Here is a 25611-nt window from a genome sequence, read left to right on the forward strand (position 1 = left end):
TTCAGCCTGTATTTAAATAAAACGTAAAGTTTCTTTTTTCTCTAATATCCTTGCAGGATTGCCCACAACAGTACAATCAGAAGGTACACTTTTGACTATCACCGAACCTGCGCCGATCACCACATTATTGCCAATTTCAATATCGCCTATGATTATCACATTGGCGCCAATATCAACATTATTACCAATGCGCGGGCAACGGCTCAAAGTGCCATCGGCCAGTTTTTTATGTCCTATAGTAACCGAGTTGCGCAGCACCACATTGTCACCCAGTACAACGCCTTGGTTAAGCACCAATGCATGGCCGTGATAGATGATCAAACCTTTGCCGGCTTGCAGTTTACGTGGTAATTCAATGCCCCAGCACCAGTCAACCAAATAACGGTAAAAAAGCAGGTAAGGGTAAAATATCACCTTGGCGACCATGCTGCGGTTAATGAGCGATGCCAGCCTGAATAAAAAAAGCACCAGTTGCCCCTTGAAATTCTTCCGGTTAGCTTTGCGGTCCTGAAATAAGTAGGCTATGGCGTTCATTGACGTATATACCTCAAAAGTAAAATTTTTCAGCGTATTATTGTGCTAATGAAAGTTACCATCATCAACACGGCCGATGCCGGGGGCGGTGCCCCAGCGGCCTGCACGCGCCTTTTAAAGGCGCTGCTGTCGCAAGGTGTTGATGCCAATATGCTGGTGCAGTACAAAAAAACAGATAATGCCGCTGTAACAGGACTGGTTAATAGTAAGTTGAGTAAGTGGAAAGCGCAATACACCTTTTTTGCTGAGCGCATACCCTTTATGTTTTTTCATGAAAAAGATGAAACAGTTCGTTTTGCTTTTTCAACCGCAAACGCGGGAACCAGCATTGCTGATCATCCCCTGGTAAAGCAGGCCGATATTTTGCATCTACATTGGACCAACTCGGGCTTTCTCTCAATTAATGACCTGAAAGCGTTGATCAACACAGGCAAACCTATTGTGTGGACCATGCACGATATGTGGACGTTTACCGGTGGCTGCCATTACTCAGGAGACTGTGATGGCTACAGAACAAAATGCGGCAACTGCCCTTTGCTGCGCGATGCAGATGAGGATGACCTGTCGCGGATGGGTTGGTTACGTAAAGATGCCATGTATGCCCGTGCAGATAACATAACCTTTGTGGGTTGCAGCAATTGGCTGGCGGGTGTGGCAAAAACAAGTTCATTATTAAACAGGTTCAACATCATCAATATTCCTAACCCAATTGATGTTGATGTTTTTTCGCCGTTTGATAAGCAATCGCTAAGGGCGAAATATGGAGTTAGCTCCAATGCTAAAATTGTATTATTTGGAGCAGCCAATATTAATGATAAGCGTAAGGGAATTAAATATCTGGTAGAAGCGCTTCAACTGTTAAAGCAAAACCAAAACAGCGAAAATATAGAGGTGGTCATCTTTGGTAAAAACAAGCATTTTGATGTAAGTACTTTACCGTTTAAGGTGCATCAGTTAAATATTATTAATCAGGAAAGCATACTGGCCGAGGTTTACAGTATGGCTGATACTTTTGTTACCACATCGATAGAAGACAACCTGCCCAATATGGTAATGGAAGCTATGGCTTGCGGAACACCTGTTGTAGCTTTTGAAACAGGCGGCATTCCGGAAATGGTTGACCATTTACAGAACGGCTACCTGGCACCGCTTAAGTCGGCGCAGGGGATAGCTGATGGCATAAGGCATGTACTGTTTAGTGGCGATGCTGATACGCTTTCGAAAAGCGCCCGGCAAAAGGTCTTGGATAACTACAACAATAGCGCTATCGCGAATCAATATAATCAACTCTATCAGTCCGTTTTACAAGCATGACACAAAAGGCGCAACCTGTACTTTCTGTAATTACCGTTGTTTACAATAACGTAAAGGACATTGAGCGCACCATGCTGTCGGTTTTAACCCAAACTTACACTTCAATTGAGTATATAGTAATTGACGGAGGATCAACTGACGGTACTTTGCAGATCATTAAAAAGTATCAGGATAGATTAGCGAAGTTAGTAAGTGAAAAAGATAAAGGCATTTATGATGCCATGAACAAGGGCCTGGCTTTGGCAACCGGAGACTACATTATCTTCATGAATTCGGGCGATGAGTTTTACGCGCCCGATACCGTTAAACAGGTTTTTGCTTCAGGAGAGGATGCCGACATTTATTACGGCGAAACGGAAATGATGGATGCGCAGGGTAACAATCTTGGCCGCCGCCGCCATGCCGCCCCGGAAGCCTTTACATGGAAAGGATTTAAGTACGGCATGAGCGTTAGTCACCAGGCTATTTACATCAAGCGTGCATTGGTTGAGCCTTATGATAGCAAATACCAACTCAGTGCAGATATAGATTGGATCCTGAAAGCGGCAAAAAAAGCTAAGAAAATAGTGAACGTACGCAGGTATGTTGCAAAATATCTGGTTGGGGGCATGTCAAAAAAGAAACACCGCCAAAGCTTATTGGAGCGGTTTGATATCATGAAAAAACACTATGGCTTGTTGCCTACCGTATTTAATCACGCTGTTATTGCTTTCAATTTAGGCTGGTACTGGCTGCTCAATCGGCGCACAAACGATTAATATCCCGCTCTGATAACTGTTTGCGGCTCTTTGCTTATAGCTGCGCGATAGAATACCAGTTTATCGGTTTTGGTATCAGCGAAAAGTTCAATCCAGCCTAAGTGGTTTTTGCCGTTTATCACCAATTCAAATGGAAGGTATCTATGATCGCGGTCTTTCCATGAGCCTTCCCAGTAGGTTTGATCGCCTGCTGTAACATGTTGCATTAAAGTAAAGCCTAAAGCAGGATGCCACTCATAATTAGGTAGATCAGTATGTGATATTTTTGCACCTTTATCTAAATCGGGTGTGGTTTCATTTTCTATTAAAGCGGCCATCTTGCATGCCACACCGCCGCCTACAAAATATTTCCTTAGGGTTTTTGTATTAAACTCTACAGAATGAAGTTCAGTGTAAAAAAGCAGATCTGTTTTTTTGTTTCCGTCAAAATCAATAGCTAATGTTTGTCCCCAGCCAACGCTTTTGCCGGTAAGATCTATATAGGTCATCTCCGGATCAATAAAGGCAGGTTGCTCGGGTGTGGGTTGTACCTTGTCTTTTTTGCAGCTTATAAATGCTAAAAGGAGTACGGCGAATATGTATTTTTTAAACATGATGTAATTGAGTATAAGGTGTTTTGGCGTATAAGACGAAAAGACCCTGATCAGCGTTACATCGATTTTAAAAATAACTTATTACTTGCCGCGTTTTTGGGCTTTTAAAACAACAATGCCTAAAATACCCGCTATTAGCGATGCCACCAGAATGCCGGCTTTAGCCTGTTCAATGCGCTGCTCATCAGTAAACGCCAGTGCCGATACAAATAACGACATGGTAAAACCAATGCCCGCCAGTAAGGCAACACCCATTATGTGCTTCCAGTTGGCACCTTGCGGCAAAGCTGTTATACCTGTTTTAACCATTAGCCAGGTAAATAACAGTACGCCTGTAAATTTACCTACAACCAAACCGGCTGATACACCGATGCTCACGGGGTTGGTTAATTGTGTAAAGAAATCGGCTCCAATAATGATCCCCGCGTTAGCCAGTGCAAATAGTGGCATAATTACAAAGGCCACCCACGGGTGTAGCGCTGTCTCTATCTTTTGAAGTGGTGTTTGCGCGGCTAAGCTCAATGCTTTTACCTGCTCAATGGTGTCATGTTGTTTTGGTGTGGTAAGCGTGCTGCAGTTAGGTATTTCATCATCAAACTCATCCGATAGTTTTCTTAAACTTTTTGCATACTGTTTTTCGTTGATCTTGGTGCGGGCCGGGATAGTAAAAGCAACTAAAACACCAGCTATGGTTGGATGTACGCCTGATAACAGGAAGCCAACCCACACGGCAAACCCGATAATCAAATAAAAGGCAGAGTTGCGTATACCTAATAAGTTGCCAATGGCCAAAACCAGCAGAAAAATACCACCTATAAGTAAGGGCATCCAGACAATGCCTGAGCTGTAAAAGAAAGCAATGACCAAAACAGCGCCCAGGTCATCAGCTACGGCAAGGGCAGATAGAAATACTTTTATGGAAGATGGAATGTGTTTACCGGCCATTGAAAGCAGAGCCAAGGCAAAGGCAATATCAGTAGCCATGGGTATACCCCAGCCATGCGATCCTTCAGTGCCGTTGTTGAACAATGCATAAATGCCGGCAGGCACCAGCATACCACCTAACGCTGCCACCATTGGCAGGGCCGCTTTATTTAACGTTGAAAGCTCGCCTGCAATAAACTCACGTTTGAGTTCCAGTCCTATTACGAAAAAGAAGATCGCCATCAGGCCATCGTTTATCCATAAATGCAGCGGATGGCTCAGTACGCTTTTGTCAAACCCTAACGAAAACTCAATTTCCCATAGGTGGTGATAGCTCTCGCTAAAAGGAGAGTTAACCCAAACAAGGGCTATAACTACCCCAAGAAACAACACAATGCCGCTTGTGTATTCTAAATGAATAAAGCGGTTAACGGGTTGTATGAGTTTATCAATAGGCGATTTTTCCATCATGTCCCAAAGATAAGATTTTGAATGGCGGCACTATAGCATAAACGCCTTTAACTCATAGTCGCCTACCGGCCCCCAACCCTGCATATGTTGTTGAAGTTTTTCCTTTAGTTGTTTTGGTTGAATACTGGTTCCTTTTTTAGGCGGAATAATAACACCCGGCGCTATAGTTTGAGCGGTTACTTTTGTAGCAGTCCAAATTATATTCTCGTGCGGCATGGCAATTTTCAATATCATTCCGGGCAAACCTGTAAATGATTCGGGGCCGCCGCTAAACCATATTTTATCGGTATAAAAGGCCACCAGATATACCGAGTCAAGTATAATACCGTTGGCCCGGCGGCAGGTATATCCTGCAACCTCCTGAGTTTCGCCTGTCAAGCGCCAGGTTATTTTGCGCAGACTGTCTTTAACCAGAAATAAATCGCCGTAAATTTCTTTTTGCGCGGTTAAACTATTGGTATTTAAATCAGCATAAACCGTATTTAGCTGTAGTCCCATTGGGTTTCTGTACAGGTTGGGGTAGTTACCTGCCGGCGTTGGTGTGTATAAACTCTTATTGTCGGCAAATACAAGTGTACTGCTGAATGATTTAAATTGAGGTGTGGTTTTTTTAAAAACTTCAATTTCCTGTAACCGGTATTCTTCGGGCGGGTTGCCAAGCTGCCCTTTGGTAATGGCATGCATGTTTACCTTTTTTTCAAACTCAATAATGCCACTCGTTATGTTATTACCCACGTTTTGCGCCCTTAACAAGCTGCTTGCAATAAAAATAAGGCATAGGGTTATAATTATCTTTTTCATGTTATGCGATCAATTGGTTGAGGTTGTTCCAAATTTTGTAAAGTCCCAGGATAGTGTGACCATAAAATACCTGCGTATACTGGCGTAATTGCTCTGGTTGAAGCCATTAGGCATTATGCTACGAAAGTTTTGGTCGCGGTTGAACAGATTATTACCGGTTATAGAAAATTTAAGACTTTCGTTTTTTAAGAAGTTCTTGTGTATACTGGCGCTTAACATGGGGCGATTAACCGCAGGCGCATCTTTTATAGCGGCCTGATAGTAGTACTGAAAATCGGTGCTAAGCTGGAACTTACCCGGTAAGTATAAACTGAAATAAGCGTAAGCATTTGCACCCGCAGAATTGTAGCTGTTAAATGACTGTAGTGACTGAGTGTTGAACGTATAGCTTGGTCCGCCATCTACGCTTATGGAATATTTATTGGCTTTATACAGATTTAGACTTCCGGTAATCTCGTAAGTGGTGTTTTTTGATTGGTTCAGCGCATTGTTGGTGTAGCTATATGATGTGTTGCCATAAGTTTGAAGGGTTAAGCTTGTATTTACAATGCCAAACTTTCTCCCCATTTGTGCGTACACTCTATAGTTCATGGGGCTTTTATCAGTAAGGTTAACAGCTTGGCTAACAGTACGCCCGTTATTGTCAACGTCAACTTTTGATATCAGGTTGTTAACCACCAGGCTGTAGGATCCTGAAATATATAAAGATTTGCCGCTGATTTCCTGAGACATATTATAGCTTGCGCTTATGTTGTGCCTAAACGACGGACCAAGATTTGGGTTACCCACAACTATATACAAGGGATTGGTATTTATGCGTATGGGTTGTATCTGATCAATTGAGGGCTGAGAGTTACTGCCATTGTACTGAACAGTAACATACTCTGATGGTGCCATTTTATGCTGGAACCTTGCTTGCGGCGACCAGTTAATAAAACTGCGTTTATAAATGTTATTTGTATACTGGTCTATCTGTTTAAAGTTTACACTTGAAGCACGTGTGCCAAAGCTTAGTGTGGTTTTGGTATCGGTACTTTTGTAGTTGAATATAGCGCCTAACTGGTTGAGGGTTTGATTGAATTTGTAGTTGTTACTGAATTTGGTATCTAAAATATCATACTCGCCGGTACCCGACTTGTTAAAAGATGCTCTATCTGACAAACTATTGTTCAGACCGAGTCCGTAGTTTAAGCCCAATGACAGGGTTTTGGTCAAGGGTTCATTATAGGTGATATTACTGTTTAACACAGATGAAGATAGCCGGGTTGGTTTGCTTTGATCGATCACGCTATCTGCCGGGGTTTTAGCAGGAGAAAAAATGTTTGAATAAAACTGTATTGTAGCGTTGCTTTCATTATAACTCTCACTTACATTCCACGAAAATACGCGGTTAGGGTTGGTAAATTTTTTCGAGTACAGAAAGCTGGCGTTAAATGCCTTTTGTTTGCCGTTCTCGCTTTGGGTTTGCGTTTCGCGTGTTAATAATTTACCGGCTCCGTTTGCTACGGTTGAAACACTGCTGCTGTAATTTTCAATGTCCTTAAATGTGCCGTCAACAGCCAGTTTTAATGATGTTGACGCGTTTGGGTTACTTTGAAAAGTTACATCGCCGCGTTGCCTGAAGGTGTGATTATAAGAGTTCCTGTCAGAAGACCGATTGATCACATTATCTGCCGGATCGGTATTTGTGGTAGGCAAAATTTGCTGCGAGATGCTATTTATATTGTTGGTAAGCGCCAATACACCTATTTTGTAGTTGGTGTTTATGGATTGCTTTTTCTCATTCCACTTAGTATCATAATGAAAACCTCCCGTTCTGGCTGAGGGAAAGCCGTTCCCTCCATAGTAAGAGTTGTCTATTTCATCCCGGTTTGACATATAACCGGAACTTCCGTCGTCAAATACCACAAGCGTTGAAGAATTTGTGCCTAACCGTGAAGCATCGTCATAACCCAATCCATTAATACCATTATTAGCGGTAGTTCCGTAAGCAGAGAATTTGTAATCGCCTTTAAATTTATTCACCATAGCCTGTCCATTATAAAAACCGCTATTGCCAACACCGGCACTTACCTTGCCGAATAAGCCGTTCTTCTTGTCTTCACGGAGTTTAACATTCAGGGTTTTAACCCTGCTACCATCATCAATGCCGGTAAGAGTGGCCTGATCGCTTTTCTTATCATACACCTGCAACTTATCAACCATGTCGGCCCGCAGGTTTTTGGTCACCAGCAACGGATCATCGCCAAAAAACTCCTCGCCATCAACCAGAATTTTTTTGATCTGCTCGCCTTTGAAAGTTATTTTGCCGTCTTTATCAACGGTCATGCCCTGTACCTGCTTTAACAGATCTTCCACTTTATCATTAGGTTGAATTACGTAAGCCCGCGCATTGAATTCGCTGGTATCGCCTTTTATTTTAAGTTCGATAGGAGCTCCCTTGATTTTAACCTCCTGCAAAATGCGTTCTTTCAATAACAGTTTTATTTGTTTGAAATCATGCGTTGGATTAGCAGCGTCAAGCGTAAATTTTTCGGTATAATCGGCATAGTCGGGATGGGTAACCCATAGCGAGAATTTCCCTGCAGTCAGGCCGTCGAGCATAAATGAGCCATCGGCATTACCGCGTGTAAATTTGATAAGGATGGAATCTTTAGCGTTGATAACGGTAACAGTTGCACGTACTTTGTTATTGTCCGTTGTGTCAACAGCAACACCTTTAACGTTAAAAGTGGTTTGAGCTGCACACGAAAGAATTAAGCCAAAAAACAGGATGATTGAGGCAATTGTGATCTTCATTAAATTTAGGTCTATTGAGCCGCCAAGATAAAACTAAAATATTAGGCTGCAAATTTTTGGGACGGAAACAACAAACAAAAAAAGCCCCCCGAAAAAGATCGGAAGGGCTCTCACTTGGTTGATCGGGAAAGATCTTATTTATTCGGGGAACTCAACGTCCTCAAACATTTTATAGTTGTCAATATTAGTGGCCGGTGCAAAAAAGCAAATTACCTTCATCTCCACATCGCCGGTGTTTTTGAGCATATGTACCTTGCCTTGTTCAAATAGAATGGCAGAGCCTTCGCGCACTTCGCCAACTTCGCCCCCTATCATTACCTTACCGTTGCCCCTAATGATGTAGATCAGTTCCTCGCTTTGCGGATGCGAGTGAGCCGGGCGCACCGCTTGGCCGGGTAATACCCGTATAACACAGCATGATAAATGATTGGCCTTAAGCGAATCTTCGCTGGCCAGCCAGCGCATATATCGCCCCGGGTGCTCTACTTCGGGTACGTCTGCTTCGTTTATAATGGTCATATCAATATCTGTTTTAAGCTGTTTTCAAAGTGTTTAAAATGGTCTGGCTCAATGCTTCGGCATTCAGGTTGTAATGCGCCGCCAACTCGGTATAAGTACCCGAATGGATGTAGTGCATACCACCTTTAGTTGTAGTGTTAATAGCAATCAGTTGCTGTGTATTGATGCTGCTTTCCTGCTCAAACAATACCCTGCGGAAATGATGCCACAGGTAGCCATTATTCTGTTCAGCAATAAATAGCGGTTTGCCTGAACGGTACAATTCAACTATTGCCATTTCATCTATGCTTGGCATATCAACCACATTAATGTTGATACCTTCTGCTTCCAGTTTTTGGGCGGCATCTAAAGCTTCATATACACCACGACCAGAGCTTACAATGGTAGCGTCAGCATTGCCGGTTTGCTTCACGTTATACGCTTTGCCAAACTCAAATTCAAAATCAGCATCATAAATTGCGTTAGATGGGGCACGTAACAAACGCAGATAGATCATGCCTTTGTTGCCTTCCATTATCCATTTTAAAATGCCCAAAACCTGCTGCGGACAAGAGGCGTTGATGATCTTCAACTGCGCCACCTCGTTAAACAACATTACATCATCATTACCCATGTGGGTAGCGCCGTTTGATTGTGTTTCCAGGTCGGCGGCGGTGGCTACCATGGTATAATCCAAACCATGACCCTCACTCAACCATCCATCCGGTTCGGCAATAACCTCCAAACGCTCCTGATGACCAACGGCTATGCGGCGCATCACTTTCCAATCAAAGAACGGGCAAAACGTACTTACCCAGGCATTGGCGCCCAGTATAGCAAAAGCCTCGCCCAAAAGCATCATGTTTGACTCGGCAACACCGGCATTCAACGCGCGGTATTTGTCAACAAAGCCAACACCCGCTTGCAAACCACTGGTAGATGCAAGGTCAGAATCCACTGAGAAAACGCGCTCATCCTGCGCAAAGGCTTTCATAGACAGCTCAATAACTTTATTGGCCGCGTAAGGTTTACCTTTCTCCAGTTTAGGTAATTGCTCGGCGTTGTATTTTATTTTTTTGTCCCTAACGGGAGCCTTTTGCGTTTTAACAGGGGTATCTGTACTTTCTATTTTGTCGGAACCAATTTTCAGTCCGATATTTTCTGCGTGTTTAAGGATGGTGTTTTTAACGTCAGCAAATTCATCACCGCTTAACTGGTTAAAAAATTTAAAGAAATCCTGCTCGCGTGCTGCGCGTTGTGCAATTTGCAAAGCATCTTCCTGGTCCAGAATATCAGTAGTAATGGTGGCCTTATGGGTATTCATGTAATCTGAAAGCCCGCCATGCCCTTTGGTGGTTTTGCAGATGATGGCTGTTGGTCTGCCATCACGTTCTCCGTACTTAAACTCCTGGAGCGCGGCGTATACCGTATGATATTTAGTAGCGTCAACCTCAACCACCTTCCAGCCAAAGCCGGCAAAGGTACCCGCGAGGTTGTTATGAGGAAAGTGCAAAGTACTGGTAATGTCCAGCTGACCGCCATTGTTATCAACCAATACGCAAAGATTCTCTAACCGTTTAGCTCCTGCAAACATCACGGTTTCCCAAACAGGGCCTTCCTGTAATTCACCATCGCCGGTTACGGTGTAAACATCAAATTGAGGTGAGCGTTGACCGGCAATTGCAAAACCCTGCGCCACACCAATTCCCTGACCCATTGGTCCGGTTGCCACATGCACGCCCGGTAAAACGGGACCAGGGTGACCATTCAGAATACTTTTAACCGAACGGGAGTTTTTCAATACCGCTTTATCAAAATAACCCAGATCGGCGTAGATAGACGCTAACGTAGCAACAGCGTGCCCCTTGCTCAGCACAAACATGTCCTGGCCAGGTGCGGTAGGCTGCTCAACATTCACATCAATAATGCCGCCGTAAAACAGGCTTACCATAGGTATGGTTGCTGATGATGCGCCTCCAATATGTATGGAGCTATCCACCGCGTGACGGCACTGGTACAGGTTAAGTAAACGGATGTCCGAATCCTTTACGTGCAGCAAATGGGTAATGCCTTTGTTGATGAGCGATTTTTTATCTTCTAAATAAATCAAAACAGTGCGTTTTAAATCTTGAATGATATGTTACATAATAGACCAGCCGCCATCAACGAAGTAGGCAGCGCCGGTAACAAACGATGCATCGTCTGATGCCAGGAAGTACATTACATTGGCCACTTCTTCTGAGGTACCCATCCGGCCAAATACACTTTTTGAGCCTAATATTTTTTCAGTCTCAGCGGGATCAGGCGAATCATTGATCGAGCCGCGCAATAATGGCGTATCAATAGCGCCGGGTACCACGCAGTTTACGCGGATGTTGTGTTGCGCCAGATCAAACGCCATGGTGCGGGTTAGCGTATCAATAGCTCCTTTTGATGAAGAATAGGCCGCACGTTCAGGCACCGTACGATAGCCTAAAATAGAACCTGTATTTACCACCGCGCCTTTACCTTGCTCCACCATCATGGGCACGAAAGCATTGCTCATGTAATAAATGCCTTTAAGGTTGATGTTGTATAGTTTAACCCACTCGTCCTCGTCGCATTGCAAAATACTACCACGAATTTCTAAACCCGCGTTATTAATCAGTACATCGGCGCGGCCAAAACGTTCTTTAGTAGTTTGCGCAGCTTTTTGTACTTCTTCTTTGTTAGATATATCGCAGTGGCAATAAACGGCATCCTGCCCTAAAGCTTTTATTTTTTCAACAGCGATAGCTCCCTTTTCATCATTAATGTCGATGATGACAATATCATATCCGTTTTTGGCAAATTTTTCAGCAGCAGCAAGGCCCAATCCTGATGCTCCGCCGCTCACTATCATTACTTTATTGCTCATATAGATTTTATTTATATTTTATGGTAGATGATATAGATTACATTCCGTTTGGCTTTGTAGCCACCTTAATAGCTCCGTCTTTGCGTCCCTCAAAAACATCAAGCGCAATTGAAAAATCTTTCAGCGCGAAGCGATGCGTCATTAACGGTGTCAAATCAACGCGGCCATTTACCAACAGGTCAATCGCTTCCTGTGCTGTATTAGGATTAGCGCGGTTGCCTACCAACTCAATCTCATCTAATACAATTCTTTTTACAGGAAGTGATGGGTCTGAGTGAGGAATGCCTATCATGGAAACCACACCGCCTTTTGATGCTGCCAAACAAGCTAACTGGATAGACTCAGCCGTGCCTGCACACTCCAATACTGCCGGAACGCCTAAGCCATTGGTCAATGCCTTTATTTGCGCTAACACATCACCTTCCTTATAACTGATGCCTATAGCGCCTAATTCTTTAGCCTTTTCCAAACGTTCACCGCTGCCTACTGCTAAAATTCTGCCCGCACCCAATGCTTTGGCGCAAAGTATGGCCATCAAACCTTGCGGACCGGTACCTAATATCAAAACATCATCGCCAGGCTGCATGCGTGAACGCTTAACCGTATATAAGGCTATACTCAACGGATCAACACAGGCGGCGTACTCCAGATCCATCGAATCTGGCACCTTGTAAATACTTTTTACGGATGTGCGCATATACTGCGCATAAGCGCCGGGCGTATAATGACCGTATTGACGGTGGCCGCGCTCCTCATGCCCATAGTTTAAGCAATTATTAAAGCGGCCCTTCATGCAATTAGCACAGTAGCCACAACCACAATGGGAAATGCCACAAACACGGTCGCCTTCTTTCCAGCCCAGGCTTAAAGCACGCGGACCGGCTGTTACTACCGTTCCCGACCATTCATGGCCCGGTATAAACGGGTAGCCCATAGGCCAGAAGCCCGGGAAATCACCATTGATGATATGCGGGTCGGTACCGCAAATAAATGTGGTATCAACCTTGCAGATCACCTCGTCCGAATCGGGCTGCGGAACAGGTGCTGTTTGTATCTCAAATTCGCGAACGCCTTTTAATACAAGGGCATCCATCTCATTAGGTAAACTCATTATTTTTTGATATTACTTTCGGGCACTATAGCCACCCCACGGAACGGAGAGCCGGAGCCGCCTTTAATTTTCAACGGTAAACCCACAAACCAAAACTCGTGTGCCGGTATCATATCTACCTGTGCTAAATTTTCAATATTTAATATCTCGCGCTCACGGCATACAATGTGTGCAGGTTGTTCTCTAACTACAGCTACCTCGTTGTAGCTATCTATGCTCGGTGCATCGGCGCCAATGCTGATAGCGCCCAGATCATTCAGGTATTCGATAGCGCTTCTGTCAACACCCGGATAGTTGCGGATGTAGCCGAAATTGTCGCTCCATTTTTTGTACCAACCCGTGTAGTACAATACAACCGACTGTGGCTTGATGGTTACGCCTGTTTTAGCAATAGCCTCTTCCACATCAGCTTTGGTAATGTAGCTGTTAGGCTCTTTATGCGAGAAATCAAACCAAACGCCGGGCGCCATAAACCACTCCAATGGCAGTTCGTTAACAGCGCGGGCATCCGGCTCGTTCACCACGTGGTTAATGGCATCAACGTGGGTGTTAGAGTGATCGCATAGTGTAAAGCCGACCACTTTGTAAGAGTAAGGTGGTTTTGTAAGGCCCATTTTCTGGGTTTCCTCATGCGACAGGTGATCCCATATCAGTGTGCGCTGATGGCCGATAAATGTAGGGTCGGTAGTTGCAATGGTATGACTCAGGTCGGTCACCACGCAATCAATACCCATAAAGTTCATTTTTGTCTGCAACTGAAAAGGAGGACAAAAGGCTTTCTTAAACATATATGATCAGTATTTATGTTTTAATATCTCGGTTAACATCGCCCGCGATGAATGAAGCAACCCAAAACAGCTAACAAAACATTTGTTCATCTCCCCCAAGATAAACAACGCATGCTGCATGTTAGGGATTGCTTCGCTCATAGCGTGGCGACGTTAGTTTAATTTAATTTTAGAATTTCCTTGACCACTCTTTTGGCCATCTTTCTACCACTACTTTGGTTTGGGTAAAGAACTCAATGGCATGGCGGCCCTGTCCGTGCAGGTCGCCAAAAAAACTATCGTTCCAACCACTAAAAGGGAACTGTGCCATTGGCGCAGCCACACCTATATTAATACCTATGTTACCCGCGTTAGCCTGGCTGCGGAACTTGCGGGCATTTGCACCGCTGCTGGTGAACAGGCAAGCCATGTTACCATAATTGTTGCTGTTGATAAAATCCAACGCGGCATCAACCGTGTCCAGCTGGATGAGGCTCATTACCGGCCCAAAAATTTCTGTTTTGATCACTTCGCCGCCTAAAGGCAAACCTTCTAATATAGTAGGGCGAATAAAGTTGCCGTTCTCAAAACCGCTGATAGATGCTTTACGACCATCCAGTAAAACCTTTGCGCCTTCTGCCTCGGCCTTGCCTATCAGGTATTCAACGCGAGATTTACTTTCCTGGCTGATAACCGGGCCCATTTCCATGCTTTCATCCAGTCCGTAGCCGGTAGTTCGTTTTTTAGCGGCTTCGTATAAAGCTTCTTTGATGCTGCCGTTATCGCCAACGGTGATGATGTTAGATGCGGCCAAACAGCGCTGACCTGCACAGCCATATACACTGTCAGTTACTATCTGTACAGACATATCAATATCTGCATCCGGTAAAATAACTACCGGGTTTTTTGCTCCCCCTTGTGCCTGTACGCGTTTGCCATTGGCAGCGCCACGTCCGTATACGTATTGTGCAATTTTTGATGAGCCAACAAAGCTGATAGCCTTGATTTTCGGGTGGTCCAACAGAGCATCAACTGTTTCTTTGCCGCCATGCACCAGGCTGATTATACCAGATGGCAGGTCTATCTGTTCAATCAGTTTAAAAACCTTCATCATAGTGAGCGGCACTTTTTCTGATGGTTTCAGGATGAAAGCATTACCGCATGCAATAGCATAAGGTAAAAACCAAAAAGGTATCATACCCGGGAAGTTGAACGGCGCAATACAGGCGCAAACACCAAGCGATTGCCTTATCATAAACTCATCCACCCCTCCTGCAATGTTCTCGGAAAACTCGCTCTGCATCAGCATAGGCGTGCCGCAGGCCACTTCCACATTCTCAATGGCGCGCTGCAATTCACCTCTTGATTCAGCCAGAGATTTACCGCATTCCATGGTAATGGTGCGGGCAAGGTCTTCAGCGTTTTCTTCTAAAAGTTGCTTTAGCTTATATAGCGGTTGTACCCTTTTCATTACAGGCACCTGGCTCCATTGCTTATAGGCTTCGTGCGCTGCGGTTACGGCAGTGTCAACATCAGTTGCTGTACCGCTTCCGTACGGAACTTTAGCCAGTACCTCTTGTGTTGCAGGGTTGATTACATCAGTTGTGTTAGATTCCTTGCTCGATACCCATTTATTACTAATGTAATTGCTTAAAATTTCCATGATGTGTTTTTTGATGCCACGGGCTTTCAGTTAGCTGATTGCCCATGGCATCGTTATTTATTTAGTTTTTGATTATAGACTTAGATGGTTTTCTTCTCGAATTTGTAATCCAGGCTGGCCAGGAAATCGCGCGATATTTTGGCGGCTTCCAATGGTGTGTAAGCAGGTTTAACTTTATTATCGTAATCCAGCTCAAACATGATCATGCCGGCCATTTTCTTTTTCTTCTTTTCCAGCATATCCAAAATTGTAGCCAACTGAACTTTACCCTGACCTAAAGGCGAATAACCTAACCAGCCATTGTCGCCACCTGCAAAATCTTTCAGATGAACGTGCTCAATCAGCGATACAAAGTCTTTACAAATCTTAACCGGGTCGCCGCCGCCTTTTTGTATCTGGCCAACATCAGGGCCAAACTTCATATAGCGGGTATCAACGTTCTCCATTACATAGTAGATCTCTTCCTCGGTTTCAATAGCGGTACCGGTGTGCGGATGCAGCGCACAAACCAAACCCTCGTCGGTTACGGCTTTGGCATAATCATTCATTGACGATACCATGTAATCTTTATGCTGTTTGTAGTCAAACCCTTTACGGTTAACGCCCGACGCGCAATACTCAATTACTTTACCACCCGCTGCCTTGGTCATTTTTGCCCAACGCACCAGCTTCTCCATATCTCCTGCTTTTTTTGACGGGTCTACAATGTCGGTTTGGCAAAAGGTAGATACCAGTGGAACACCATATTTTTGAACCACAGGCAAAAAGCCGCCGCGGTTTTTCTCATAATCTTCAATAACGTTACCAAAGGTTTCAAAGGCATGATAACCCAATGCGGAAATATCCTGTAGAGATGGCTCCAGGTTATTAGCGCCATAACCCCAGAGTATAAACGTTGCACCTATTTCAAACTTGCGTTTTTTGGCCTCGGCAAAAGCAAAACCGGGTGCTGCTAATGTAGCGGCTCCGGCCAAACCAGCCAGTCGCATAAAGTCTCTTCGGTTCAATGAATTTGTATTTTCCATGGTATTGTTGTTAATACTTACTTCCCAAAAGTCACCATAGCGGTTCCTGCCAGTAACAGCAGCGCGCCGCCTATTTTTGTTATGGAGATAGGTTCAACAGGCGAACCCAACCATCCGTAATGCGAAAATATCAGTCCGGTTATCACTTGTCCGGTAATCATGAGCACTGTGCCTCTGCCTGCTCCAATTTGCGGGAAGGCGTAAGCAATGCCAAAAACAAGTGCGCCACCCATTATGCCTGCCGTAAGTAACCACAAAGGCACTTCTTTTAAGCGGGTAAATACTGCCGGGTCCCAGGCGGTAAGGCCAATAATAATGGCGGTACATGCACCTATGCTCCAAAATATAGCGTTACCCATGCGCGGGTTTTTTAGCATAGCCCCAACCTGCCCGTTCATAGCCAGGTGCAGTGTCAGTACAAACCCGATGACAAGCATCAGTCCGATCAAATAAACTTTCATGTTCTCAAATTTTAAATTGGTTTATTAATTTATTGGTTAATTGGCTTTTAACTTAAAATTGACAACATACCATTAACGCCTACATGCGCCATAAAGTACTTTGTCTTTCCCGCCTTAATCCCTCAAAAAAAATCGCAAATATTTGGTTTATCAATCGGTCCGTGGTTGGTGTGGTTAACTAACCCGGCCTTGTATTTTCAAATCTCTCCCTTTCTGTTAAAAATAATTTCCAACCAATTCGCAAAAAGTGATACTATAGTAACATATATTTGAGTAAATGAAAGCCAATATTGTAGATTTTATATCTTAACGCCATGAAGCCACACCTGTTGAAAGTTCCGCATAAGCCCGAATCATCTTTTTCAGTACATCAAAACACCGGGCAGAATTTTTATAACCAGTGGCACTTCCATCCTGAAATTGAGCTTATCTATATTCATAAGGGCAGGGGTACGCGCTTTATAGGTAATGATGTGCACCGCTTTGAACCGGATGAGCTTTGTTTATTTGGCGCTAACCTGGCACACATGTGGCGCTGCGACCCGGAATATTTTGTAGAAGACTCAAAGTTAAAAGCTGAGGTGACCGTAATTTATTTTCACCATGATTTTTTAGGCGAGCGGTTTTTCAGTACGCCGGAACTGAAGAATATTGAGTTACTGTTAGAAAAAGCCAAGCTGGGTATTAAGATCATGGGTAAAACAAAGGCTGAGCTTAAACCCATGATAAAGAAGTTGCAGGAAACTACCGGATTGGAACGCGTAATGCTATTGCTGAGCATACTTGAAAAAATTGCCGTTTCAAAAGACCGGGAATATATCAATACCATTTATCAACCTAACAAAATTGAGCCGCAGGAAGCCGATCGCTTAAATAAGGTATTCCATTACATATCAGAGAACTTTCAAAAAAAGATATCGCTGGAAGAAATTGCATCGGTAGCTAACCTGAGCGCTAAAGCCTTTTGCCGGTACTTTAAAACCAAAACCCGTAAAACATTTCAGGATTTTTTGTTGGAGGTAAAAATCGCTCACGCCTGCAACCTGATATTGGAAAAAGACATGACCATTTACGAGGTGTGCTATGACAGCGGCTTTAACAACCTGAGCAATTTTAACCGCTACTTTAAAAAACTGATGAACAAAACCCCGCTGGAGTTTAAAAAGGAACATCGGATTTTGAGGGAGGTAGGATAGAAGCCTTGCAATACAAGATGTATCGCAAGGCTTAATTTTTATGCCGCTATAGCTTCCTTAACCTTGCTTACCAGCAAATCCAGATCAAACGGCTTGGCCAGGAAATCGCTGGCGCCCGCTTCGGTAGCTATGCGTTGACCTTCGCGGCTGGCCGAAATGGCAATAACAGGTAAGCTATTGGTTTCGGGGCTTTTGCGCAAGGTGCGTAATATCTGGTCGCCGGATAGTACGGGCATCCAAAGATCCAGTAATATCAGGTCGGGTTTAACTTTTTTTATCTCGTCATAAATATGGAGACTGTTTTTCACAGGAGTGATATTATAACCACTTTCTTCCAATATCATTTCCAGCATATCCAGTATTCCTTCGTCGTCGTCGCAGATCAATATTTTCTTATTAGTCATTAATAGTCCTTTCCTGCATTGGCAACGTAAAACTGAATGTAGAACCTTTACCCAACTCACTTTCCACCCAAAGCGTGCCACCATGATTTTTAATGATCTGGTCGCATATATATAAACCTATACCCATTCCCGGGAAGCGTTGCTGTATTTCGCCTACGCGGTAAAAGCGTTCAAAAATTCTTTTATGATATTCCGGACTGATGCCCATACCGTGATCTTTAACAGCGACTTTAATGTAGTTAGACACACGCGACAGGTGTACTTCCACTAAGCTGGCGTCCGGCGAATATTTAATAGCATTTGATATCAGGTTGTTTACCACCTGTACAATATGCGATTCATCGCCATTGTAATTATCTGTTGCTTTGCCACTTAATTTTATTTGATGGCTTTCCTGCGCGGCCTGTAGGTGGTCTACCGTTTCATAAACCATTTTGTCAAAGTTGAACGGTTCGCGATGTAGCTCAATATTGCCTGTTTGTATGCGCGAAACATCCAATAATTCAGCAATAAGCGTATTTAGTCGTTCAACATAAATGCTGGTTTTACGCAGTATCTCCTTCAATTTGTCACTCACATCAGCAGGCATCAGCTTTTGCATAACCTGCACATAACCCTTGATGGTGGTAAGCGGTGTTTTCAGTTCATGGCTGGCTATTGAAAGGAAATCATCTTTGCGGCGTTCTATCTCGCGTCTATCGGTAATATCTTCAATGGCAATCAAAATCCGGTCACGGAATTGGCCCTCCAATTCTATCCTGTGCGCGTTGAGCAGCATTAGTTTTTTACCAATGTGCGGGAAATCATGCTCTACCTCAAACTCCAATACTGGATTATTAGTAGGCAAAATATTTTCCAACAGCTCTTTAAGACGCGGTATATTCCATTGGCCATTACCTAACTCATACATTAATTTACCTTCAGTTTCTTCGCGGGTCACTTTAAAGGTTTTTACAAAATGGTCGTTCACACTTAAAACCTTTAGGTCGGGGTTAAGTACAACCAAGCTTTCACGTACAGTTTGGACTATACTGGCCAGATATTCTTCATTTTCTCTTAGGCTGCGGGTACGCTCCTCAACCTGCTTTTCCATTTTGTCTTTTTGATGCTGAAGGTCAAGCTCGGCTTTTTTACGGCGGGTAACATCGTTTTGTACACCTATAAAATAACATGTTTTGCCATGCTCATCTTTTATGGCCGACATATATAATTCGTTCCAGAACAAAGTGCCGTCTTTGCGATAGTTTCTTATCTCTACCGTAACGTTTTCGCCTTTTTTTACTGCTTCGGCCAAAGCGGCGCGTTGCGGCTGCTGCCTGTCCTCCTTTTGCAAAAAGCGGCAATTATGACCAATTATCTCGTTTCTGCTGTATCCTGATATTTCTTCAAAAGCCTTATTGCAATAAATAATGGGGTTGTCGGGCTGCTGGTTGTCGGTAATGATCACCCCTGATATAGACGCGTCAAGTGCCTGCGTGAGTAATTGCAGGTCCTGCTTTGCTGTGTTGTCTGAAAAGGTAAATTCGCCGTTATTTAAACTATCCAATGTTGTAAGTATTTGAGTGTGTAAACGCCTATAAAACAAATTTGTTTAAATACGTGGGTAATTTCCACATGGTTTTATTGTTGGGTTCTAAAATAAAACATTGAACGGGTTCTACAGTTGTTAAATGTAAAAGAGAAAATATGAATACTACAGACCAAAATAAACCGCAGCAGGAAGATAAAACGCCCGATTTTATAAAAAGTCCGAAAGAAACAGAAGATTTTGGCGGGCATGCCAACGAGCCTGATACGCAGGAAAATTATCCCCAACACGGAAGTCAGTCTCAGGCACAAGCCGTAACTAATAACAACGGACTTGATATAGAGCCGGAGTCGAGCGATGACGGTGGAATTATCGGACCTAATGATTAAGCAAAAGGGGTAACGAGTTGATCGTTGCCCCTTTCTATTTATAACGCGCTAACACTTTAGGGAAGGATTAGGATAATTATCGCTTTGATCTTCTAAAGTATTGTCCAGGCATTGAAAATCTTTCTCTACTAATAGCGATAATTTATTGTTGGTTCCGCTAAATCCAATTTGATCTTCTTTTTGCCACTCGTGAGCCATTTTTACTGGCATATATATAATAATAGTGTTGTCTATTAGCGTTGCACTTAAATTTTCAACTGTTTTGCTACGCTGTAACGCATATTTTAAGTTTAAAGTCGGAAATTCTATGCTTTCTTCCACGTAACCGCATTCTGTAAATCGCTCTACCTCTGTTTTGCTCAATCTGTATCTAATTGAGTTGCCTTTTATCCTTATTTTCATATTTTTTTTATCTGGTTGTGCTTTTATGCGTTTTATTTTCTGTTAATAATGGTTTATTAACGCTTTTTTATTTCTTAAAATCAATTATTGCTGATTATCGATTAGATTTCTCATTGTATTTCATGATTTTTATCAAAATTCCAAAAACAGGTGTATCTTTTGTGGTTGTTTTGAGTTAATTTTTAACAATTATCAATTTTGTTATCATTTTAATTAATGTTATATGATTTTTAATTGGTTAAATGGTGGTTTTGAAACAAAATAATCGTTGTTTTTATTACAAAAATAATGTAAAAACTTGTGAGTGTGATTTTTTTTATATAAAATTGCTATATAAACACAATAATAGGTCGCTTTTTTATTGTATTTATCATAAAAAGCTTTAACAACATGGAAAAATCAACAGTCATAGTGATTGGAAACGGAATGGTGGGTTACAAGTTCTGCGAAAAACTTGTAACCAAATCATCCAACTTCAAAATTGTAGTATTTGGCGAAGAGCCGCGTCATGCTTACGACCGTGTTCACCTTAGCGAGTATTTCAATGGCAAATCTGCCGATGATCTTTCTCTTTCAACTGCATCCTGGTATGCAGAAAGCGGAATTGATCTTCACCTTAGCGACCCGGTAAAAGAGATCAACCGCGCAGAGAAAACCATACATTCATTATCAGGCCTTACCTTGAAATATGATTACCTGGTTTTAGCTACAGGTTCATCTGCTTTTGTGCCTGATATTCCGGGCGTTGAAAAAGATGGCGTATTTGTATATCGTACTATTGAAGATCTTGAATTAATTAAAGCGTATGCTACCACCGCAAAGACCGGCGCCGTAATGGGTGGCGGTCTTTTAGGTTTGGAGGCAGCCAAGGCATTGATAGATCTGGGAATTGAAAGCACCCACGTTATAGAGTTTGCGCCAAGGTTGATGCCAAGGCAGATAGATTCGGCAGGCAGCGGTATGTTGCAGGCTAAACTGAAAGAGCTGGGCTTAAGTGTGCATTTGAATAAAAGCACTGCATATATAGGCGGTGAGCACCGTGCCGAATCATTGAATTTTAATGATGGGAGCGAGTTGCCTATAGATATGCTTGTAATATCAGCAGGTATTCGTCCGCGCGACGAGCTGGCTAAACTATGCGGACTGGAGGTTGGTACTCGCGGTGGTATTTTGGTTGATGCCAAAATGCAAACCAGCGATGAGAGTATTTTTGCCATAGGCGAGTGCGCTTTGTATGAAGGTATGATATACGGCCTGGTTGCACCGGGTTATGAAATGGCTGATATTGTAGTATCGCAACTAACCGGCGGCAGCAAGCTGTTTTATAGTTATGACATGAGCACCAAGCTTAAGCTGATAGGTGTTGATGTGGCCAGCTTTGGCGACGCGTTTATTACCGAGCCGGACTGCCGCACCATTGTTTTTGAAGATACCCACAAAGGCATATACAAACGTATTAACATTACTACTGATGGTAAGTATTTACTGGGTGGTATTTTGATAGGCGATGCCGATGCCTACAACATGCTGTTGCAAACGGTAAATAATAAACTGGTGCTACCTCCTAATCCCGAAGATCTGATATTAGGATCACGCGGTGGGGCAGAAAGCGAAGGCGCCGGTGTAATGAGCTTACCCGATGACGCGTTGATCTGCTCATGCGAGGCAGTAACAAAGGGCGCTATCTGCTCATCGGTAACTGATCTGGGTATTACCTCTGTTGATGGCATTAAAAAATGCACCAAGGCAGGCACAGGTTGTGGCGGTTGTATGCCAATGGTTAAAGACCTGGTTAACGGCACCTTGAAAGCTAACGGCGCTTACGTTAAAAATAACATTTGCGAACATTTTGACTATTCGCGCCAGGAGTTGTATGACCTGGTTAAAATGAACCAGCTAAAAAATTATGACCTGGTGCTTGATCATTTCGGTAAAGGCGATGGTTGTGAAACCTGTAAACCACTGGTAGCAAGCATCCTGTCCAGCCTTTGGAACGAGGTAATTGTAAAACAATCAACCATACAAGATAGTAACGACCGTTACCTGGCTAACATACAAAAAGGTGGTACTTATTCGGTTGTTCCGCGGATACCGGGTGGCGAGATCACACCCGATAAGTTGATAGTGATCGGTCAGGTTGCAAAAAAATATAATCTCTACACCAAAATAACCGGTGGTCAGCGAATTGACCTTTTTGGCGCGCACGTAAGCGACCTGCCGCTGATATGGGAAGAACTGATAGATGCCGGCTTTGAAAGCGGCCATGCCTACGGCAAAGCCCTGCGTACCGTAAAAAGCTGCGTAGGCAGCACCTGGTGCCGCTTCGGTTTGCATGATAGCGTATCATTCGCTATTGAGGTAGAAGACCGTTATAAAGGCATCCGTGCGCCGCATAAAATTAAAGGTGGCGTTAGCGGTTGTATCCGCGAGTGTGCCGAGGCGCAATCAAAAGACTTCGGTATCATCGCTACAGAAAAAGGCTGGAACCTGTATGTATGCGGTAACGGTGGTTCAAAACCGCAGCACGCTCAGCTTTTAGCTACTGATATTGATAAAGAAACGCTGGTGAAATACCTGGACAGGTTCCTGATGTTCTACATCAAAACTGCCGATCCGCTTGCCCGTACCGCTACCTGGCTCAATAAAATGGAAGGTGGCATGAGCTATCTTAAAAATGTGATCATTAATGATAGCCTGGGCATTTGCGCACAGTTGGAAGAAGAAATGCAGCAATTGGTAAACACCTACCACTGCGAGTGGAAAGAGGTAATTGAAAACCCTGAGCTACGCAAAAAGTTCTCGCACTTTGTGAATGCTCCCGAGCAAAAGGACCCTAACGTGAAATTTGAAGAAATGCGCGGACAGGTTAAAGCGAATTGGTAATAAATTAATAATAACGTCATGCTGAACTTGTTTCAGCACCCCACTTGCAAAGCAGCATGCTTATTCGTGGGGTCCCGAAACAAGTTTGGGATGACAGTAAAAGAAAATATTCTTCCGGACTTTCGGACCTCCGACTTCCGGACTAACAAAGCAACTCTTCCGGATATCCGGTCTATCCGACTTCCGGACTAAAACAATACAACATGGAAACACTAACAGCAATTGAATGGATACCTGCCTGCTACATTGATGATGTTCCGGAGAATGGCGGGGTATGTATGAGACATGGCGATGAGCAGATCGCAATTTACAACTTCTCTCGCCGTAACGAATGGTATGCCACCCAAAACCTTTGTCCGCATAAGCAGCAAATGGCGCTTTCAAGGGGAATGATAGGCAGCGCAGGCGATACTTGCGAACCTAAGGTAGCTTGTCCGTTCCACAAAAAAACATTCTCGCTTTTAACAGGTGAATGTTTGAACGGAGATGATTACCAGATCAAAACCTACCCGGTAAAGGTAGAAGACGGTAAGGTTTACGTAGGAATAGCATTAGAGTAACTCACACCCCAACATAAAAAAAGCCCTGCAGGGAGGTCGCAGTCCCGAACAGAGCTATTGTAGTTTTCGCTTTAACAACTAAAAACTTATCAAATGTATAAAAATGTACTCAAACTATGCAGGTATTTTACAATAATTGTAATTCCCGCCACTATGTTGTGTAACAATGTCAACGCACAGGTATCTTTGACCGGGCAACTCAAAACCCGGAGCGAACTGCGTAGCGGCTATGGTACCCTACAACCAACAGGTAACAGCGCATCATTTTTTACAGCGCAGCGCACCAGGCTGACATTTAATTACAAATCAAGTAAACTTATTTTTCAAACATCCATTCAGGATGTAAGACTTTGGGGACAGGATGCATCCACCATTAGCGCCGCCGACGGCAACAAACTGGGTGTACACGAAGCCTGGGCCGAAATCATATTATCCAACAAAAAAGATGCTGCTTTCAAATCGTCGCCATTTGATTATTTCGCCATAAAGCTGGGTAGGCAGGAAATAGCTTATGATGATGAACGCCTGTTAGGCGCTTTAGACTGGACCATGCAGGCCCGCCGGCATGATGCCATAGTTTTTAAATTGCAGCAAAGCGGCTGGCAGGTTGATCTGGGTGCCGCCTTTAACCAACATACCGATGCTATTAACTACAACGGCACCTATTACACACCGGCAAATATCCCGGCTACCGTTAAAGACAATAACGGCAACCTGGCCAATACACCAGCAGGTTTTTTGCCATTGGTGAATGCCGCGGGTAACAGCGATAAGAAGGGGAGCCCGGTATTTGTGAACTCTCCGGGCACAAACGCTTTAACACAAAACTATAAAGCCTTTCAATATTTATATGCCGCTAAAAAAGTAGGAAAAACCAAATTTTCAGGTTTGTTCTTTGCTGACCAGTTTGGTAAGTACAAATTAGATTCGGCAAGAAACGTTGCGAACGGTAATGTAGGTTATATTTATGGCAGGCGCTTTAATCAAAGCGGTGTTAATACCCGTATTACAACCGGAATATTGGTTAACCCTGTATTTGGTAAGAATAACCAATGGGCGGCTACTGCAGGTTATTATTATCAAGGCGGCAGAGACAAAGATAGTTTAGCCCTAAACGCATACATGCTTACGGCATCTGTAGCCTACAAAGCCGGAAAGATGAGCTATACAGCCGGTTGGGATTACCTTTCAGGTAACAACGCCTTTTCAACTTCAAAAACCAATCACCGTTTTGATCCGCTATACGGTACGCCGCATAAGTTTTGGGGCTATATGGATTATTTCTACGCGGTTAGCGGCGCGCCAAACGGTGGCTTATCAGATCCGTACCTGAAAGTAAAATTGACAGCTAATCGTTTTTCGGCAGAACTGGCAGGGCATTATTTTATGTTAGGCGCCGATCAAAAAGATGTAAGCGGACAAGCCTTGAACAAACACCTGAGCACCGAGCTTGATTTTACTGCGGCCTATAAATTAAATAGCTTAACCACAGTTGATCTGGGTTTATCCTACATGGCTGCAACAAGAAGCATGGAATACGCCAAGAATTTGACTCCGGGCAGCACAAATCTTAGTCCGGTTTGGGCCTACCTGCAGATCAATATCAAACCAGACTTTTTGAATAAATAATCTAT

Annotated in this window: 23 protein-coding genes; 7 read left to right on the top strand and 16 right to left on the bottom strand. The window is 43.5% G+C overall.

The features are described 5' to 3' along the window. Window positions 1-12: 12 nt before the first annotated feature. Complete coding sequence (locus CLV57_RS03795) at window positions 13-534, bottom strand: serine acetyltransferase (RefSeq protein ID WP_100340017.1); 522 nt, start codon at window positions 532-534, stop codon at window positions 13-15. Between the two features lie 48 nt (window positions 535-582). On the opposite strand from CLV57_RS03795, the gene CLV57_RS03800 reads away from it, so the two are divergent. Both CLV57_RS03800 and CLV57_RS03805 read left to right on the top strand, forming a co-directional pair. Continuing rightward, complete coding sequence (locus CLV57_RS03800; protein WP_100340018.1) at window positions 583-1848, top strand: glycosyltransferase family 4 protein; 1266 nt, start codon at window positions 583-585, stop codon at window positions 1846-1848. Beyond that, window positions 1845-2606: a glycosyltransferase family 2 protein gene (locus CLV57_RS03805; protein WP_100340019.1), complete on the top strand. Its 762-nt coding sequence runs from the start codon at window positions 1845-1847 to the stop codon at window positions 2604-2606. The genes CLV57_RS03800 and CLV57_RS03805 overlap by 4 nt, the downstream gene beginning before the upstream one ends. Here the strand turns inward: CLV57_RS03805 and CLV57_RS03810 are convergent. The 12 genes from CLV57_RS03810 to CLV57_RS03865 form a co-directional block, all read right to left on the bottom strand. After that, a complete protein-coding gene (locus tag CLV57_RS03810) occupies window positions 2603-3199 on the bottom strand; it encodes a hypothetical protein (protein WP_100340020.1) in 597 nt (198 codons plus the stop codon). The genes CLV57_RS03805 and CLV57_RS03810 overlap by 4 nt on opposite strands. 81 nt (window positions 3200-3280) lie before the next feature. Continuing rightward, on the bottom strand, window positions 3281-4594 hold the full coding sequence (gene nhaA / locus CLV57_RS03815; protein ID WP_100340021.1) for a Na+/H+ antiporter NhaA: 1314 nt from the start codon (window positions 4592-4594) through the stop codon (window positions 3281-3283). A gap of 30 nt (window positions 4595-4624) precedes the next feature. Further along, window positions 4625-5395, bottom strand: coding sequence for a GLPGLI family protein (locus CLV57_RS03820; protein ID WP_100340022.1), 771 nt, complete (start codon window positions 5393-5395; stop codon window positions 4625-4627). A gap of 9 nt (window positions 5396-5404) precedes the next feature. Next, window positions 5405-8194, bottom strand: coding sequence for a TonB-dependent receptor (locus tag CLV57_RS03825; protein ID WP_100340023.1), 2790 nt, complete (start codon window positions 8192-8194; stop codon window positions 5405-5407). A 138-nt stretch (window positions 8195-8332) separates the two neighbouring features. After that, the gene (locus CLV57_RS03830) at window positions 8333-8713 is read right to left on the bottom strand and encodes a cupin domain-containing protein (RefSeq protein WP_100340024.1); all 381 of its coding nucleotides are present in this window, start codon (window positions 8711-8713) and stop codon (window positions 8333-8335) included. Between the two features lie 13 nt (window positions 8714-8726). Next, complete coding sequence (locus CLV57_RS03835) at window positions 8727-10802, bottom strand: transketolase C-terminal domain-containing protein (RefSeq protein WP_211290020.1); 2076 nt, start codon at window positions 10800-10802, stop codon at window positions 8727-8729. 30 nt (window positions 10803-10832) lie between these two features. Then, complete coding sequence (locus CLV57_RS03840; protein WP_100340025.1) at window positions 10833-11588, bottom strand: SDR family NAD(P)-dependent oxidoreductase; 756 nt, start codon at window positions 11586-11588, stop codon at window positions 10833-10835. Between the two features lie 37 nt (window positions 11589-11625). Further along, window positions 11626-12699 carry a zinc-dependent alcohol dehydrogenase gene (locus CLV57_RS03845; protein WP_100340026.1) on the bottom strand — a complete coding sequence of 358 codons (1074 nt, stop codon included), beginning with the start codon at window positions 12697-12699 and terminating at the stop codon, window positions 11626-11628. Then, on the bottom strand, window positions 12699-13487 hold the full coding sequence (locus CLV57_RS03850) for a cyclase family protein (RefSeq protein ID WP_100340027.1): 789 nt from the start codon (window positions 13485-13487) through the stop codon (window positions 12699-12701). Before CLV57_RS03850 ends, CLV57_RS03845 begins: the two co-directional genes overlap by 1 nt. A gap of 169 nt (window positions 13488-13656) precedes the next feature. After that, complete coding sequence (locus CLV57_RS03855; protein WP_100340028.1) at window positions 13657-15129, bottom strand: CoA-acylating methylmalonate-semialdehyde dehydrogenase; 1473 nt, start codon at window positions 15127-15129, stop codon at window positions 13657-13659. An 80-nt stretch (window positions 15130-15209) separates the two neighbouring features. Then, window positions 15210-16154: a sugar phosphate isomerase/epimerase family protein gene (locus CLV57_RS03860; RefSeq protein WP_100340029.1), complete on the bottom strand. Its 945-nt coding sequence runs from the start codon at window positions 16152-16154 to the stop codon at window positions 15210-15212. A 17-nt stretch (window positions 16155-16171) separates the two neighbouring features. Beyond that, window positions 16172-16615: a DMT family transporter gene (locus tag CLV57_RS03865; RefSeq protein ID WP_100340030.1), complete on the bottom strand. Its 444-nt coding sequence runs from the start codon at window positions 16613-16615 to the stop codon at window positions 16172-16174. Window positions 16616-16929: 314 nt separating this feature from the next. Between CLV57_RS03865 and CLV57_RS03870 the strand changes: the two genes are divergently transcribed. Further along, window positions 16930-17811: an AraC family transcriptional regulator gene (locus CLV57_RS03870; RefSeq protein ID WP_100340031.1), complete on the top strand. Its 882-nt coding sequence runs from the start codon at window positions 16930-16932 to the stop codon at window positions 17809-17811. Window positions 17812-17849: 38 nt separating this feature from the next. Here the strand turns inward: CLV57_RS03870 and CLV57_RS03875 are convergent, their stop codons facing one another. Beyond that, window positions 17850-18215 (bottom strand): response regulator, encoded by a 366-nt coding sequence (locus CLV57_RS03875; protein ID WP_100340032.1) that lies wholly within the window; start codon window positions 18213-18215, stop codon window positions 17850-17852. Then, window positions 18208-19761, bottom strand: a complete 1554-nt coding sequence (locus tag CLV57_RS03880; RefSeq protein WP_100340033.1) for a PAS domain-containing sensor histidine kinase — start codon at window positions 19759-19761, stop codon at window positions 18208-18210. Before CLV57_RS03880 ends, CLV57_RS03875 begins: the two co-directional genes overlap by 8 nt. A gap of 140 nt (window positions 19762-19901) precedes the next feature. Between CLV57_RS03880 and CLV57_RS03885 the strand changes: the two genes are divergently transcribed. Beyond that, window positions 19902-20132, top strand: a complete 231-nt coding sequence (locus CLV57_RS03885) for a hypothetical protein (RefSeq protein ID WP_100340034.1) — start codon at window positions 19902-19904, stop codon at window positions 20130-20132. Between the two features lie 48 nt (window positions 20133-20180). Here the strand turns inward: CLV57_RS03885 and CLV57_RS03890 are convergent, their stop codons facing one another. Next, window positions 20181-20534, bottom strand: coding sequence for a DUF7009 family protein (locus CLV57_RS03890; protein WP_100340035.1), 354 nt, complete (start codon window positions 20532-20534; stop codon window positions 20181-20183). 390 nt (window positions 20535-20924) lie between these two features. Here CLV57_RS03890 and nirB point away from each other — a divergent pair, with 390 nt between their 5' ends. From nirB to CLV57_RS03905, 3 genes are all read left to right on the top strand, one after another. After that, window positions 20925-23417 (top strand): nitrite reductase large subunit NirB, encoded by a 2493-nt coding sequence (nirB, locus tag CLV57_RS03895; protein ID WP_100340036.1) that lies wholly within the window; start codon window positions 20925-20927, stop codon window positions 23415-23417. Window positions 23418-23620: 203 nt separating this feature from the next. Then, on the top strand, window positions 23621-23977 hold the full coding sequence (gene nirD, locus CLV57_RS03900) for a nitrite reductase small subunit NirD (protein ID WP_100340037.1): 357 nt from the start codon (window positions 23621-23623) through the stop codon (window positions 23975-23977). A gap of 93 nt (window positions 23978-24070) precedes the next feature. Further along, window positions 24071-25606 (top strand): alginate export family protein, encoded by a 1536-nt coding sequence (locus CLV57_RS03905; RefSeq protein WP_100340038.1) that lies wholly within the window; start codon window positions 24071-24073, stop codon window positions 25604-25606. The last annotated feature ends 5 nt before the right edge of the window (window positions 25607-25611 follow it).

The sequence above is a fragment of the Mucilaginibacter auburnensis genome, assembly GCF_002797815.1.
Taxonomy (GTDB): Bacteria; Bacteroidota; Bacteroidia; order Sphingobacteriales; family Sphingobacteriaceae; genus Mucilaginibacter; species Mucilaginibacter auburnensis.

Coding starts and splice junctions, on each gene's coding strand:
- CLV57_RS03795 (WP_100340017.1), bottom strand. CDS start 534: ATGAACGCCATAGCCTACTTATTTCAGGACCGCAAAGCTAACCGGAAG.
- CLV57_RS03800 (WP_100340018.1), top strand. CDS start 583: ATGAAAGTTACCATCATCAACACGGCCGATGCCGGGGGCGGTGCCCCA.
- CLV57_RS03805 (WP_100340019.1), top strand. CDS start 1,845: ATGACACAAAAGGCGCAACCTGTACTTTCTGTAATTACCGTTGTTTAC.
- CLV57_RS03810 (WP_100340020.1), bottom strand. CDS start 3,199: ATGTTTAAAAAATACATATTCGCCGTACTCCTTTTAGCATTTATAAGC.
- nhaA (WP_100340021.1), bottom strand. CDS start 4,594: ATGATGGAAAAATCGCCTATTGATAAACTCATACAACCCGTTAACCGC.
- CLV57_RS03820 (WP_100340022.1), bottom strand. CDS start 5,395: ATGAAAAAGATAATTATAACCCTATGCCTTATTTTTATTGCAAGCAGC.
- CLV57_RS03825 (WP_100340023.1), bottom strand. CDS start 8,194: ATGAAGATCACAATTGCCTCAATCATCCTGTTTTTTGGCTTAATTCTT.
- CLV57_RS03830 (WP_100340024.1), bottom strand. CDS start 8,713: ATGACCATTATAAACGAAGCAGACGTACCCGAAGTAGAGCACCCGGGG.
- CLV57_RS03840 (WP_100340025.1), bottom strand. CDS start 11,588: ATGAGCAATAAAGTAATGATAGTGAGCGGCGGAGCATCAGGATTGGGC.
- CLV57_RS03845 (WP_100340026.1), bottom strand. CDS start 12,699: ATGAGTTTACCTAATGAGATGGATGCCCTTGTATTAAAAGGCGTTCGC.
- CLV57_RS03850 (WP_100340027.1), bottom strand. CDS start 13,487: ATGTTTAAGAAAGCCTTTTGTCCTCCTTTTCAGTTGCAGACAAAAATG.
- CLV57_RS03855 (WP_100340028.1), bottom strand. CDS start 15,129: ATGGAAATTTTAAGCAATTACATTAGTAATAAATGGGTATCGAGCAAG.
- CLV57_RS03860 (WP_100340029.1), bottom strand. CDS start 16,154: ATGGAAAATACAAATTCATTGAACCGAAGAGACTTTATGCGACTGGCT.
- CLV57_RS03865 (WP_100340030.1), bottom strand. CDS start 16,615: ATGAAAGTTTATTTGATCGGACTGATGCTTGTCATCGGGTTTGTACTG.
- CLV57_RS03870 (WP_100340031.1), top strand. CDS start 16,930: ATGAAGCCACACCTGTTGAAAGTTCCGCATAAGCCCGAATCATCTTTT.
- CLV57_RS03875 (WP_100340032.1), bottom strand. CDS start 18,215: ATGACTAATAAGAAAATATTGATCTGCGACGACGACGAAGGAATACTG.
- CLV57_RS03885 (WP_100340034.1), top strand. CDS start 19,902: ATGAATACTACAGACCAAAATAAACCGCAGCAGGAAGATAAAACGCCC.
- CLV57_RS03890 (WP_100340035.1), bottom strand. CDS start 20,534: ATGAAAATAAGGATAAAAGGCAACTCAATTAGATACAGATTGAGCAAA.
- nirB (WP_100340036.1), top strand. CDS start 20,925: ATGGAAAAATCAACAGTCATAGTGATTGGAAACGGAATGGTGGGTTAC.
- nirD (WP_100340037.1), top strand. CDS start 23,621: ATGGAAACACTAACAGCAATTGAATGGATACCTGCCTGCTACATTGAT.
- CLV57_RS03905 (WP_100340038.1), top strand. CDS start 24,071: ATGTATAAAAATGTACTCAAACTATGCAGGTATTTTACAATAATTGTA.